The sequence below is a fragment of the Aliiglaciecola sp. SL4 genome (genome assembly GCF_041538045.1).
Classification (GTDB): Bacteria; Pseudomonadota; Gammaproteobacteria; order Enterobacterales; family Alteromonadaceae; genus Aliiglaciecola.
Genome location: NZ_JBGOSE010000002.1, coordinates 220,848 through 235,409, shown reverse-complemented (window position 1 = coordinate 235,409; position 14,562 = coordinate 220,848). Strand labels below are relative to the sequence as shown.

Below are 14,562 nucleotides of genomic sequence, written 5' to 3'. Positions count from 1 at the left end.
GGTACTGACAAATTCATTAGAGCACAACTCTCACTAACTCTAGGCTAGATAACTCAGTGTAAATAGTTTCCATATGTTCTTTACTCGTCACCTTCACGCTAATAGATAACGAATGATAAGTGCCTTTAGAGCTAGGTTTTATGGTTGGACTATAATCACCTGGAGCGTGATTTTGTAAACAAGAAACTACGTCAATTGGAAGTTGCTCATGGGCAACTCCCATTACTTTGAATGTTTGTAAACAAGGAAAATCCAACAATTTATCGAATTTAGTATCCACTTTTTTCTCTTAACTAATTTAGGGATTTGAATGTTAGTAAATAGATTAGTCACCAAATCCAAGTTGTAATTTTATGTAATCGTATGCGCGGTCAAACAAACCACCTTCTTGCACTTCTTGCAGTGCAACTAAGGGATATTCTGCAATATCTTCGCCTTCAAGTTGTAAATATAACTTACCAACTACTTCACCTTTAGCGATAGGAGCTTCTAAGCTTTTGTCTAGTTCGAAGTTTGCTTTAAGGTTTTTGACCTGACCTCTAGGTATAGTTATGGGGGTGTCTTGGTTAATTCCCAAGTCTACAGTCTCTTTGTCACCCATATAAATGCGATGAGAAACAAAGCTGTCTCCAGCTTTATAAGGGGTAATAGTTTCAAAGAAACGGAAACCATATTTTAATAATTTTTTATTTTCGTTTTTACGGGCTCTTTCACTATCTGCGCCCATAACCACTGCAACTAAGCGCATATCACCTTGGGTCGCTGAAGTCACCAAACTGTAACCAGCATCTGATGTATGGCCGGTTTTAATTCCGTCTACATTTAAACTTTTGTCCCAAAGCAAACTGTTGCGGTTGTATTGTTTAATGTCATTATAGGTGAACTCCTTTTCTTCATATAATGCATATTCTTCTGGAACATCGTTAATCAAAGCACTGGCTAGAATAGCCATATCACGTGGCGTGGTATAGTGATCTGCATCATGTAGACCGTGGCTATTTACGAAATGCGTTGAGGTCATTCCTAATTTTTCAGCATGGGCGTTCATTAAACTAACGAATGCACCCTCTGTTCCTGCAATGTGCTCAGCCATGGCAACACAAGCATCGTTTCCAGATTGAATAATAATGCCTCGGTTTAAATCATGAACTGAAACTTGTTTACCGACTTCAATAAACATCTTAGATGAGTCAGGAAAATTTTTGGCCCAGGCGTTTTCAGACACTGTGACCATATCGGACTCTGAAATATTACCCAGTTTAAGTTCATTCCCAATCACATAACTGGTCATCATTTTTGTTAAGCTTGCAGGAGCTAATTGAATATCCGCGTTTAGTTCCGCTATTACATGACCTGTATTATGATCGATCAACAAGAAGCCTTTTGCAGCGACAGTCGGAGGAGGGGGAATAACCACGGCTGAGAAGGCACTAACCGAGAATACAGCTGTGCTAACTGAGCAAAATAACCCGAAAAAAATAGACTTAATATTGTTCATTGACCTACCATTTTTATTAATCTTTTAAAAAGTGTTTCGTGAGCGCTGCGTAATATATCATTTCTGTCATTTACTTTCGTGAAAAATATCTGCAAGTTCGTTTAATCGCTCACTTTTTATGTCGGACGACATGCTTAATTTCAACTCTATATGAATTAGCGCCAGCGTAAATCAGTACAGGCGTATATTTCAACTCATAATATGACCGCTAAATACTTAAAAAAGTTTAGTTAACGGTTATTTTTCAGTTGTCAGGACTAAAAGCAGCGAAGTTTTAACCAAAGGTTAGGGTATTAATGTTGATTGACTATAAATACGAAATGCACTGCTGTAGCCATCTTGTTTTAATTGTTGTAAAAGTTGTTCTGCATGACTTTCATCGTTTAGGGGGCCTAAGTGCAATCGAAATAACCCATTTTCGTTAGGCGTGTTAACGGATACCTGATATTGGCTTTGTAAACCTTGTGCTAAGGCTTGCACTTTTGTTTCATCTTGAAGTGCTGCAACCTGAATGAACAACTGCTCACTTTTATTCCCTGCGACTAAAGTTGTTGGTGCTGTAGTGGGGGTGTTACCTACCGTTAGAGTGCCATCTTTATCCAAGTGTAAAACTTCTACTTTTACCTTGGCGGTTCCTGTATCTAACACACCGATCTTCATTGCTGCCGCATAGGATAAATCAATGATTCGATTATCATGGAAAGGGCCACGGTCGTTCACTCGCACCACTGCAATTTTGCCATTTTCAATATTGGTCACTTTTACAATTGATGGTAGGGGTAAGGTTTTGTGTGCGGCACTCATGGCAAACATATTATAAACTTCGCCATTTGCGGTTAAATGGCCATGAAACTTTTGTCCATACCAAGATGCAATACCTTGTTTAGCATAACCTTTTCCGGTTTTAAGGGGTTTATAGTATTTTCCTAACACGGTATAAGGTCGCATGGATGCGGCTAAATAGGGCTCATAGCTGGGTTTGACATCTCGAAAGTCAATATCACTGCTAATTGATTTTGGCTTTGAATCCGAATGTTGGCTGTAGCGGCCTGTATTGCTGCATGAAGCAATTAAAATACAAAATATCAAACAACCAAGTCTTTTCATTTTTATTCCATTGCTTGTTTTAGTTGTTGGCTGAATTGAAATACTGCCATGGCATACAAAGGACTATGATTATAACGGGTTATCGTATAAAAATTAGGTAGACCAACCCAATACTCAGTGTTGTCAGTTTGTTGAAACGCCAGTAATTTTACACTTTGCTGTGGAGTTAATGAATCATCGTCACTTAGACTCACTCCTGCGGCCTCTAAATCTTGCCATGTGTGTTTGTACTTTAAACTTTTACTAATCAGCTTATCAATTTTGTCATTGGACGGGACGACACTCGCTTTAAATGCTACGGGTTCACCGTCCTTCCAACCGTGACGTTTGAAGTAGTTTGCTACACTGCCAATGGCATCCGTTGGGTTGTTCAACAAGTCACGTACACCATCACCATCAAAATCTACTGCATAATGACGATAACTCGACGAGATAAACTGCCCCCAACCCATAGCACCAGCATAAGAGCCTTTCACTTCATCTAAGTTAAATCCTTCTTCTCGGGTAAGAAGAAAATACTCAGCTAACTCACTTCTAAAAAATTTCGAGCGGGGAGGGTAATGAAAACCCAAAGTATAAAGCGCATCTAAAACCGAGTACTTACCTTTGTATGCGCCGTAAAATGTTTCTACACCAATGATGGCAACGATAATTTGCGCTGGTACGCCAGTTTCTTGTTCCGCTCGTTGTAAGTCGTCTTTGTGTTGTTGCCAAAATTCAACGCCTTTTTCCAAGCGTTTGTCGGTTAGAAAAATAGGGTAGTATTGATGCCAAGGTTTCGCTTCCCAAGGTTTGGCAATCGCATCTAAAATAGTTTGATTTTTTTCAGCATTACTCAGAGTTTGTCTAATGAAATCTGGTTCAAATTGATGCTTTTGTGCCATCATAGTAATGAACGCTTCAATCTGATCGTTAACTTCTGGCTTGGTCGACTGTTCAGCTGCAACCTTCGTCAAATTAAGACATAAAGCGGAACATAATAGTAATTTTGCTAGAGCTCGCATTTTCTCTCCATGGCTAAACTTGTCTGATTTAGCCCGATACTTAGTTATTATTGTCTGGACAGTAGACGTTTTTGAGTACTGATTGCCATTAGAATGCCAAATCCGGCTAATAAAGTCACCATTGAGGTACCACCATAACTGACTAAGGGCAAAGGCACACCTACAACAGGCAACAAACCAGATACCATCCCCATATTAACAAATACATAAACGAAGAAGGTTAAGGTGATACTGCCAGCCAATAACTTTGCAAAAGCATCTTGAGCACGCATTGCTATCATTAAACCTACCACTATGATGTAACAATATATGGCTAACAGGGCTAAAATTCCAAACAGCCCAAACTCTTCGCTAAATACCGCAAAAATGAAGTCAGTGTGTCTTTCGGGTAAAAACTCTAATTGTGATTGAGTACCTTGAAGCCAACCCTTGCCACTTACTCCACCAGAGCCAATAGCAATTTTTGATTGAATAATATGATAACCAGAGCCCAAGGGATCACTCTCGGGGTTGAGGAACGTCAGTACCCGTTGTTTTTGGTACTCTTTCATTAAAAAGAACCACATTACAGGGGCAAAAGCCGATACTAAACAGGTGACCATTAAAATTAGACTCCAGCTCATCCCTGCTAGAAATAATACAAACACCCCTGAACTGGCAATCAATAATGATGTTCCAAGATCAGGTTGTTTAGCAATAAGTAATGTTGGAACAGCAACAAATAAAAAGCCGATGCAAATGTTCAATATTTTGGGGGGAAGATTAAAGCGGCTTATATACCAGGCGATCATCATAGGTACGGCTAACTTCATGATTTCAGATGGTTGAAACCTGACAACTCCCAAATCCAACCAGCGTTGAGCGCCTTTTCCTGAAACCCCAAATAGCAGTACTGCGACTAACATTAAAACACCAGCGATATAAAAATATATTGAAATTCGTTGATAGGCTAATACCGGAACTTGCGCCAACATAAACATTACAAATAATGCAACACCTAGGCGAATAACCTGGCGCTGGATAAGTGCCATGTCCTGGCCACCTGCGGAATATATGGTAACTAGACCCACTGCCATTAACACTAAAAGACCAATCAACAAGGTCACGTCTATGTGTATTTTTGTGAAAATAGATTGTTTATTAGGTTCTAATTTCGTTCTTAACATGGGCAAGGCTTATTGTTGTGTCTGAGAAACGGTTTCAGTTTCTTCGACATTAGTCTGAACCAATTGAGGTGGCTTGTCTTTAAAGTAAAAGTCCATCACCTTGCGAGCTATAGGCGCGGCCTGGGAACTACCGCCACCCGCATTTTCGAGGGCTACGGCAATACTTATTTGCGGATCTTGATAGGGGGCAAAACCTACATACATAGCGTTATCTCGATGTTTTTCAGCCAGTTTTTCGGCGTCGTACTTGGCATCTTGGGCAATGGACACTACCTGTGCTGTACCTGTTTTTCCTGCTGGCTCATAGTTAACATCAACAAAAGCGCCACGTGCCGTACCATGAGGTGCATGAATAACCCCATACATGGAAGACAGCACTAGATCCCAATTTTCGCTATTTTTAACTGGGATAGGCTGTAATTCTTTTAAAGGATCCAACACCATTTCGTTTTTGACAATGCGTCCTCGTAAAATTTGTGGAACAATTCTTTTGCCTCTATTTACAAGTGTATTGACTGATTTGACTAACTGTAATGGGGTGGCTGTCCAATAACTTTGGCCAATTCCGACTGAAATGGTGTCACCTATATACCAAGGTTCGTTATAACGGGCTTTTTTCCATCCCCGACTTGGCATATTTCCATCGGACTCCTCATAAATATCAACACCAGTGTAATCACCAAAGCCAAATTCGGTCATGCTCTCGTTAATACGATCAATACCTAAATGATAAGCTAAATCGTAAAAGAAAAAATCGCAGGAGACCTCTACGGACTTTTTAACATCTACCCAGCCGTGTCCCCACGGGATCCAATCTCGCCAAACATGGCTCACATTCTTGAGCTTGTATCGGCCATTATCGAATAAGCGAGTTTCACTATCGATAACGCCTTCTTCCAAGCCGGCAAGGGCCAAATGAGGTTTAACGGTGGATGCTGGAGGGTATTGACCTTGGGTCGCTCGGTTTATTAAAGGACGGTCAGTAGATTGCAGTAATTTAGCATAGTTTTTACTGCTAATGCCGTGAACGAACAAATTGGGATCATAACTTGGGTTACTGTACAGTGCTAAAACGCCACCTGTTTTAGCATCCAGTGCAACGACCGAACCGCGAGTATCACCTAATACTTTTTGTATTTCTAACTGCATTTTAACGTCAATATTTAAGATCAAATCTTGACCGGGTTCTGGAGGTTGAAAATTTAAAGTACGAATAATACGTCCTTTGCTATTCACCTCTACTTCTTGATAACCGACTGAACCATGTAGTAGTTCTTCGTGATATTTTTCAATGCCAAGTTTGCCGATATCATGGGTAGCAGCATAATTATCTTCTTGTCCGGCTTCATTCAGTTTTTGCAGGTCTTTTTTATTGATCCTTGCCACGTATCCCAGTACGTGGGTAAGTGCGCTGCCAAAAGGGTAATGGCGAGTTAACCGAGCTTCAATTGAAACCCCAGGAAACTTATGTTGATTGGCTGAGAACAATGCCAACTCTTTATTACTAAGCCGGTTACGTAGTGATACGGGTTTAAATCGTCTTACCCGTTTCATACTTGCTTTGAAATCAGAGATTTCGTCTTCGCTTAAATCTAGCAGGCTGGTGAGCTGCGCTAATGTATCATCTAAGTCATCAATTTCTTCGGGGATAACCTCCAACGAAAACACCGGTCTGTTTTCAGCCAATAGAATGCCATTTCTATCATAAATGAGGCCGCGATTTGGGGCCACGGGCAATACCTTTATACGGTTACCATTGGAACGCGTTTGATAATCTGAATGTTTGGATACTTGCAGATAATATAAGTTGCTGATGATAAGTATCATTGCCAAACATACCAACACCATTGCAATGAAGCTGCGTCTTGCAAAAAGGTTGGCTTCGGCTGAATGATCTTTAATCGTAACGCGGTTAACTGGCAAAACTACTCTCGGTGGTAAGGGTGATTAGCATTCACCGACCAAGCTCGATACAGACTTTCAGCAACGATTATCCTAACTAATGGGTGCGGCAAGGTGAGGGCAGACAAAGACCACTTTTGTTCACTCGCTTGAATACATTCAGGTGCAAGCCCTTCAGGACCGCCAATTAGAAGGCTAACATCTCGGCCATCCATCTGCCAGGCTGCGAGGTTTTTTGCCAAATCAGTTGTGGTCAAGGCTTTTCCTGTTACTTCAAGGGTGACTATTTTATTACCTTTGGGTATGGAATTTAGGGTAAGTTCCCCTTCCTTTTGCAATATGCGTTTAATGTCTGCATTTTTGCCTCGTTTACCAGCGGGTATTTCGGTAAGTGTTAATTGCAAGTCGCCGTTAAAACGGCGCTCATATTCCCGGTAACCTGATTCTACCCAAGAGGGCATTTTTGTGCCTACTGCTATCAGTTGAATGCGCATTCGAACTAATTTCCTAGATTGATTTTAGTTTATTATGCCCAAAGCTTTTCTAACTGATAAAAGTCACGAGTTTGATCTTGCATGACGTGCACTACAATTTCACCGAGGTCAACTAGTACCCATTCACCTTCTTCTTGTCCTTCAACACTCAGAGGCGGGTGACCAGCTTGTTTGGTTTCATAAACCACATTTTGTGCAATTGATGCCACATGTCGTTTGGAATTTCCTGAGCAAACTAACATAGTATCAGTCACAGTTGACTTGCCTTTCACATCGATATCAACAATGTCTCTGGCTTTTAAATCTTCGATTTTCTCGATTACAAATTTTTTGAATTCTTCGCTTTCCAATTGTGTTCCTCTTAAAACAAATTTTCGCTGTAAATTGTATCAGAAATAAAGACAAACTAGCATAGCTATCTATTACTTCAATTTTATTGGGTTTGTCGCGTTACGCGTAACTAACTCTACTATTCAAACGGAATAGAGGTTAGGTCATAGGGGACAAATAACAAACACAAGTGGCAAAGCTCAACGTAAGGACGCATAACTTGGGATTGTTTAATACGCTGATCTAACACTTGTAGTTTTTGTTGAATATTGTCTAAAGTTGCAAAGCTCATACGTTGCATTGCGCTTAAATAAAAAGGTTGTCTGGCTTTCCAAATACGGTGTTGATTCCAATTAATGCTATTACCGGCTTGTTTGTCGGCCAGCAACGTATTTAATATTTGCCACTCTCGAGTTAAAGCCCAGCACACTATAGTTGGCTCTACACCCTCAGCCTCTAATCGGTACAACATTTTAACCATTCTAACAGCATCACCGGATAACATAACGTCGACCAATTGAAATACATTGTACCTAGATTGGTCTACAACAGATTCAATTATTTGTTGTTCAGTGACAAGTCCATTAGGAAATAACAATAGTAATTTATCAATTTCCTGTTTGGCTGCTAATAAATTGCCTTCACAATAATCGCTGAGCAGCTTTATTGATTCTGGTCCGGTTTTTAAGCCCGTTTCATTCATGTAACCAGCAACCCATTGATGCAAGTTTTTACCTTCCAGTGGGTAACAGGGTACGTAAATGCCTTGTTTGTCCAAGGCTTTAAACCATTTAGCGTTTTGCACATCACGGCCTATTTTTTGGCCGTGAATAAGTACAATAGTGTCTGGATTAGCGTTAGCTGCAAGTTCACAAAGTATCTTGCTGCCTTCGGTGCCGGGTTTGCCTGTTGGTAGTTCTAATTCAATAAATTGTTTAGAACTGAATAGTGACAATGTTTGGGTTGCTTCAATTAAACGAGACCATTGAAATTGATTGTCTACATTTAATTGCTGACGCTCTTCAAAACCCTGTTGTAAAGCTTGTTTACGTATGGTTTCAATACTCAGCATTTTTTGCAGTGGCTCATCACCAAAAATCATATAAAAACTATGATTATTTTGTTTAACATGCTGCGCCAAGCGATTTGGGTAAACCTGCATTAATGTTCTCGGCTATCTAAACTCGGTAACATTCTAACTATTCGATCTGCTGCTTGGTTCCGCATCTCTTTTAAAATCAAATCCAACTCTCGAGATTTAGCAAGAATTGCGTCAGGGTCATCCTGATATTCTCTGGTGATATCAAATTCAACTATTTGCGGTTCATTGTTAGGGAAGATAACTTGCAGTTTAATGGTTAAAACCAGTTCATATTCTGCTACTTGCCCGGTACTAAAAAGAGAAAGCAATCTTCTATCTAGAGAGTCTGGGTATAAATAAATAGCGATAGTTTGGTCTTTTTGAGCTACCGGAATATTAGCCACATAATCTATCTGGTAAAAATCAAAATGTTCTTTCAGGGCACGTTTTAAAGGGGAGTACTCTTTGGGATCCGCCAAATAGACCTGCTGAATTCCCTCCGGCAACGGTTGTGAACCTCGAAATTTGAAGCCACAACCATGCAAAGTGACCAGCACTGCAATTAATAAAAAAACACGACCTGAAAATAGTTTCATAAACTTAATTAGCCACAATATTAACAAGTTTACCTGGTACATAGATGACTTTTCTAAGGGTTTTACCCTCGGTAAATTGTGTGACGTTGGGTTGCACAATAGCGAGCTCTTTAACGTCATCCGCAGCCATATCAGCTGCTACTGTCATTTTTGCTCGAACCTTGCCATTCACCTGCACGATGATTAATTTTTCATCTTCAACCAAGGCTGCTTTATCAGCTTGAGGCCAGGTTTCAAAGGCTATTTCAGTTGTGTGTCCAAACTGTGCCCACAATTCATGACAAATATGGGGAGTAATTGGGTTCAACATTAACACCATAGAATGTAATCCTTCATCTAAAAGAGCACGATCTTGAGGCGAATCTTGAGACGCTTTTTGTAAGTGATTCAAAAGCTCCATAATTGCGGCTATTGCAGTATTGAATGTCTGACGGCGACCAATATCATCACTCACTTTATCTATGGTTTTATGAATATGACGACGTAATGCCTTTTGCTCAGAAGTAAGACTAGAAAGATCCAAACTATCAACTGGGCCCAATGCTAAATGGTCTTGTACTAATTTCCAGAAGCGTCTTAAGAAGCGATTAGAGCCGTCAACACCAGAGTCAATCCACTCTAAGGTTTGTTCTGGTGGCGCGGCAAACATAGTGAATAGGCGAATTGTATCAGCACCATAAATATCAATAACTTGTTGTGGATCAATTCCGTTGTTTTTGGATTTTGACATTTTAGTCATACCACCAAATTCAACTTCTTGTTTGTCACTGATTAACTTGGCGCTAATAATGCGACCTTTTTCGTCTTTTTGGGTTTCCACATCTGCAGGTGAATACCAATGTTTTTTACCTTTTTCATCTTCACGATAAAAAGAGTCGGCTAAAACCATTCCTTGGCAAAGCAACTTTTTATAAGGCTCACTAGACTCTACTAAACCTTCGTCTCGCAATAGTTTATGGAAAAATCGAGAATAAAGTAGATGTAGGATTGCATGTTCAATTCCGCCTACATATTGATCTACTGGCAGCCAATAATTAGCTTGAGTTGGATCTAGCATGGCTTGATCATTTTGCGCGCTGGTATAGCGTGCATAATACCATGACGATTCCATGAACGTATCGAAGGTGTCAGTTTCACGTAAGGCTGGTTGGCCTTGATATTCAGTTTTAGCCCATTCTGGATCGGCTTTTATTGGCGAAACCACGCCATTCATTACCACATCTTCCGGCAAAACCACGGGTAAATCTTGTTCTGGAACTGGTACTGATTCACCATTTTCAAGGTTTAGCATAGGAATAGGTGAACCCCAGTAACGTTGACGGGAAACACCCCAATCACGTAAACGGTAATTCACTTTGCGCTGACCTTTACCTTGGTTTTCTAATTCTTCACTTATCTTTTCAAATGCCTGTTCTGAGGTTAAGCCGTCAAACTGTCCAGAATTGATTAATTTACCTTTTTCTGTAAAAGCCGCTACGCTTAGGTCACAAGTTTGTGAGTTACCATCTTGGGGTTCAATTACTTGCGTGATGTTCAATTTGTATTTAGTTGCAAACTCATAATCTCGTTGGTCATGACCTGGAACAGCCATAACCGCACCTGAACCATAATCCATCAACACAAAATTCGCAGCCCAAACGGGTACTTTAATGCCAGATATAGGGTGGATTGCATACAAACCTGTGGCACAGCCTTTTTTCTCCATGGTTGCCATTTCAGCTTCTGCAACTTTGGTATTTTTACATTCTTCGACAAATGCTGCTAATTCTGGATTGCTATTTGCGGCGGCTAAAGCAATTGGATGCGTGGCCGCAATACCCACATAGGTCACACCTAAAAGGGTATCTGGACGAGTGGTATAGACCTCGAACTCTTCGATGTTGTTGATTGGTTGAGCTAGCTCAAATTTAATGTCTACTCCTTCAGAGCGGCCAATCCAATTTTTTTGCATGGTGCGAACTTGTTCTGGCCAGTCATCCAACAGTTCTAAATCTTGTAACAGTTCCTCAGCATAGTCGGTAATCTTAATAAACCATTGGGGAATTTCTTTTTGTTCAACCAATGCTCCTGAGCGCCAACCGCGACCATCAATGACCTGTTCATTGGCCAGTACTGTGTGATCCACTGGATCCCAGTTTACCGTAGCATTTTTCTTGTAAACTAAGCCTTTCTCGTACAAACGAGTAAAAAACCATTGTTCCCAACGGTAATAATCTTGCTTGCAGGTCGCCAGTTCGCGGTTCCAATCATAACCAAATCCAAGGGACTTTAGTTGCTGCTTCATGTAGTCGATATTGGAGTAGGTCCATTTTGCAGGGGCGGTGTTATTATTGATAGCGGCGTTTTCAGCTGGCAACCCAAACGCATCCCATCCCATAGGCTGTAAAACATTTTTACCTTGCATGCGATGGAAGCGACTGATTACGTCGCCAATGGTGTAGTTTCTGACATGACCCATGTGTAAACGACCACTAGGGTAGGGAAACATTGACAAACAATAAAACTTCTCCTTACTGGCATCTTCTTCAGCGCGGAATATGTCATTTTCTTCCCAATGGGATTGTACCTTTGATTCGATTTGTTGCGGGTCGTATTGTTTGTCAGCCATTAACACGGAATTCCAAAAAAATAGTATAATTATCTGTTACAAGAAGCGAAAAGAGCTTCTTAATGTTATTCCTGCAAGAATACCTTAGCTAGCCGTGTGCAAACAACCTGAAATGCTGTTTAGAGCAATTAAAAACCTCTGTAGTGGTTATAATTTAATCGAAACCTAAATTAGTTAGGGGTTTGACAGTTGACACAATTCAACATAAAGGTTTCACTGTGGCCAAATTAACTTCGAAAAACTTATATGCTGCAACATAAATCAGTGAGTGTTGAACAACTAACTGCAATCCCCAGCCGTGATTTGATAAATCAGGCGTTAAGGGACGATAACGCTCTAATGGCGTCGTTTATTGGCCAACAAAGGGCCAGAGAAGCGCTATCTTTTGGATTGGGAATTCAAGCCAAAGGTTATAATTTGTATGTTATGGGAGAGCATGCGACCGGGCGCTTTACATTAGTTCAGGAATATATTGCTAAATCAGTGGATAAAATTCCGACTCCTGATGAATGGTGTTACATCAATAACTTTGAAGAAGAGCGGGAACCTTTTGTTCTGCGCCTTAAACCCGGCGAAAGTAAACTGTTGCACAAAGACATGGAAGGGTTGATTGATGTCCTGTTAGATACTTTTCCCGCAGCATACGACAATCCCGGTTATCAACGTAAAAAAGCAGCCATTGCTAGAGAGTTTGATCAACGCTACGACAAAGCGATTGATAAAGTTGAGCAGTATGCGCAATCTAAAAACGTCGCACTATTTGAAGAAAATGGCACCATTAGTTTTTCGCCAATTTTAGAAGATAAGCCCATTACGGATGCAGACTTTGCAAAATTGGATGATCAACAGCGTCAGCATTATTATCAATTAATCGACCATTTAGAAGACTATTTAAGTGAAGCGCTACTAGAATTACCTAAATGGAAGCGTCATTCCTCTGAACAATTACGCAAATTAAAGCGCGATACAGCTGAACAAGGAATTAAACCACTACTTAAAGATTTAGAGCACAAATATGCCAACGAGCTAGCGGTACTAAAATTCTTAAGACAGCTAAAGTCTCATTTAGTGGATACCATTGTTGAATTACTGGCCGGTGATTTAAAAGATGATAAACAAGATGAGTACGACAAACGTGATGTATTAGAAGAGCAATATTTACCGAATATTTTGGTTTCCCATAATATACACGACGGCGCGCCAGTGGTTTACGAACCCAATCCTACCCATCAAAATCTGTTCGGTAAAATTGAATACACTAATGTGCAAGGATCAATGTATACGAGTTTTCGTATGATTCGAAGTGGGGCGTTGCACAAAGCTAACGGTGGTTATCTACTTTTAGATGCGGATAAAATGATCGATCAGCCCTTTGTGTGGGAATCCTTGAAGTTAGCCCTTAAATTCGGTCAACTTAAAATGGAGTTACCGCAACTTGATGTGGGTATGGTGAATTCCATGACACTGATCCCTCAGCAAATTCCTTTGAACGTAAAAGTGGTACTTTTGGGGTCGAGAGACTTATATTATTTGTTGCAAGATTACGATGAAGAGTTCGATGAATTATTCCGTGTTTTAGTAGACTTTGACCATGAAATTCCCCTTAATCAGCAAACCTTATACGATTTTGTGGGTAGAGTGCGCAATCATATTATGTCCCTTGGCTTGAACAGCATTTCCGATAAAGCTATGTATCGACTAGTAGAATACAGTTTGCGTTTAGCTGAGCATCAACAGAACCTGTCTGCACGTTTTTCAGATGTTATTGAATTAATTAATGAAGCCCATTATTTCTGTGGTTTAGAACAGTCGACTGAAATTCAAACTGAGCATATTGAAACTGCGTTAAAAGCGAAAATAGAAAGAACAGGACGGGTAAGCCAAGCGCTACTAGAGGACATTAAACAAGGTCAAATATTGATTGCCACACAAGGGACATCAATTGGTCAAGTTAATGGCTTAACTGTACTTGAAATTGGCGATAGTGTGTTTGGGACTCCAGCAAGAATTACTTCCACAGTTTATGCTGGTGCAAACGGTGTTGTGGATATAGAGCGTGAAGTGGAACTCGGCCAACCGATTCATTCTAAGGGAGTCATGCTGCTGACGGGCTATTTGGGAAACAAATATGCTCAGTATTTCCCGTTGACCTTATCGGCAAATATTGCCCTAGAACAATCCTATGGTCATATTGATGGAGATAGTGCGTCACTAGGTGAACTAGTGGCACTGATATCCGCATTAACAGAAGTGCCCGCTCGACAAGATTTAGCGATTACCGGCTCAATCAACCAATATGGTGAAGTACAATCTATTGGTGGGGTAAATGAAAAAATAGAAGGCTTTTTCACACTTTGTCAGCATCGTGGTTTAACGGGTACCCAAGGGGTGATTATTCCCCATTCAAATAAGATCAACTTAATGCTTAACAGTGAAGTAATCGAAGCTGTTAGTAAGGGCGTATTTCACATATATACAGTGGCAACCGTTGATCAGGCATTGTCCTTGTTAACTGGTAAAGAAGCGGGTGAATTAAACTCTAGAGGTCGTTACCCTAAAGGTTCGATGAATTATTTGGCGGTAAATCGTTTGTATAATATTGCATCTATCGTTAATGGCGCAGATGATGATTAACAAAACCATAAACAGAGAAAAATATGCTGATTAGCAAAAATAAAGTGTTTTAGTTTCACTATAGAATCAATGATCTAGAAGGTAATGAATTAGAATAAAGTTTTCCAATGATCCAGCTGCTTGTCTCCACGGCCACGCTCAT

Annotated in this window: 12 protein-coding genes; 1 reads left to right on the top strand and 11 read right to left on the bottom strand. The window is 40.3% G+C overall.

Going from position 1 to position 14,562, the window contains the following annotated elements; all coding sequences use genetic code 11:
* Positions 1 to 16 precede the first annotated feature (16 nt).
* From ybeD to leuS, 11 genes are all read right to left on the bottom strand, one after another.
* Positions 17 to 280 carry a DUF493 family protein YbeD gene (gene ybeD, locus AB6T38_RS04705; protein WP_372546216.1) on the bottom strand — a complete coding sequence of 88 codons (264 nt, stop codon included), beginning with the start codon at positions 278 to 280 and terminating at the stop codon, positions 17 to 19.
* A gap of 45 nt (positions 281 to 325) precedes the next feature.
* Complete coding sequence (locus tag AB6T38_RS04700; protein WP_372546215.1) at positions 326 to 1,498, bottom strand: serine hydrolase; 1,173 nt, start codon at positions 1,496 to 1,498, stop codon at positions 326 to 328.
* Between the two features lie 285 nt (positions 1,499 to 1,783).
* Positions 1,784 to 2,605, bottom strand: a complete 822-nt coding sequence (locus AB6T38_RS04695) for a septal ring lytic transglycosylase RlpA family protein (protein ID WP_372546214.1) — start codon at positions 2,603 to 2,605, stop codon at positions 1,784 to 1,786.
* Positions 2,606 to 2,607: 2 nt separating this feature from the next.
* Positions 2,608 to 3,609: a lytic murein transglycosylase B gene (gene mltB / locus AB6T38_RS04690; protein WP_372546213.1), complete on the bottom strand. Its 1,002-nt coding sequence runs from the start codon at positions 3,607 to 3,609 to the stop codon at positions 2,608 to 2,610.
* Positions 3,610 to 3,656: 47 nt separating this feature from the next.
* Positions 3,657 to 4,775, bottom strand: a complete 1,119-nt coding sequence (gene rodA, locus AB6T38_RS04685) for a rod shape-determining protein RodA (RefSeq protein ID WP_372546212.1) — start codon at positions 4,773 to 4,775, stop codon at positions 3,657 to 3,659.
* A 9-nt stretch (positions 4,776 to 4,784) separates the two neighbouring features.
* On the bottom strand, positions 4,785 to 6,698 hold the full coding sequence (mrdA, locus tag AB6T38_RS04680; protein WP_372546211.1) for a penicillin-binding protein 2: 1,914 nt from the start codon (positions 6,696 to 6,698) through the stop codon (positions 4,785 to 4,787).
* Positions 6,699 to 6,700: 2 nt separating this feature from the next.
* Positions 6,701 to 7,171 carry a 23S rRNA (pseudouridine(1915)-N(3))-methyltransferase RlmH gene (gene rlmH / locus AB6T38_RS04675; RefSeq protein WP_348490033.1) on the bottom strand — a complete coding sequence of 157 codons (471 nt, stop codon included), beginning with the start codon at positions 7,169 to 7,171 and terminating at the stop codon, positions 6,701 to 6,703.
* A gap of 32 nt (positions 7,172 to 7,203) precedes the next feature.
* Positions 7,204 to 7,521 carry a ribosome silencing factor gene (gene rsfS, locus AB6T38_RS04670; RefSeq protein ID WP_372546210.1) on the bottom strand — a complete coding sequence of 106 codons (318 nt, stop codon included), beginning with the start codon at positions 7,519 to 7,521 and terminating at the stop codon, positions 7,204 to 7,206.
* Positions 7,522 to 7,640: 119 nt separating this feature from the next.
* Positions 7,641 to 8,663, bottom strand: a complete 1,023-nt coding sequence (holA, locus tag AB6T38_RS04665; RefSeq protein WP_372546209.1) for a DNA polymerase III subunit delta — start codon at positions 8,661 to 8,663, stop codon at positions 7,641 to 7,643.
* Positions 8,663 to 9,178: an LPS assembly lipoprotein LptE gene (lptE, locus tag AB6T38_RS04660; RefSeq protein ID WP_372546208.1), complete on the bottom strand. Its 516-nt coding sequence runs from the start codon at positions 9,176 to 9,178 to the stop codon at positions 8,663 to 8,665. The genes holA and lptE overlap by 1 nt, the downstream gene beginning before the upstream one ends.
* A gap of 4 nt (positions 9,179 to 9,182) precedes the next feature.
* Positions 9,183 to 11,786 (bottom strand): leucine--tRNA ligase, encoded by a 2,604-nt coding sequence (gene leuS, locus AB6T38_RS04655; RefSeq protein ID WP_372546207.1) that lies wholly within the window; start codon positions 11,784 to 11,786, stop codon positions 9,183 to 9,185.
* Between the two features lie 246 nt (positions 11,787 to 12,032).
* Between leuS and AB6T38_RS04650 the strand changes: the two genes are divergently transcribed.
* Positions 12,033 to 14,420 carry a Lon protease family protein gene (locus AB6T38_RS04650; protein ID WP_372546206.1) on the top strand — a complete coding sequence of 796 codons (2,388 nt, stop codon included), beginning with the start codon at positions 12,033 to 12,035 and terminating at the stop codon, positions 14,418 to 14,420.
* Positions 14,421 to 14,562: the final 142 nt, after the last annotated feature.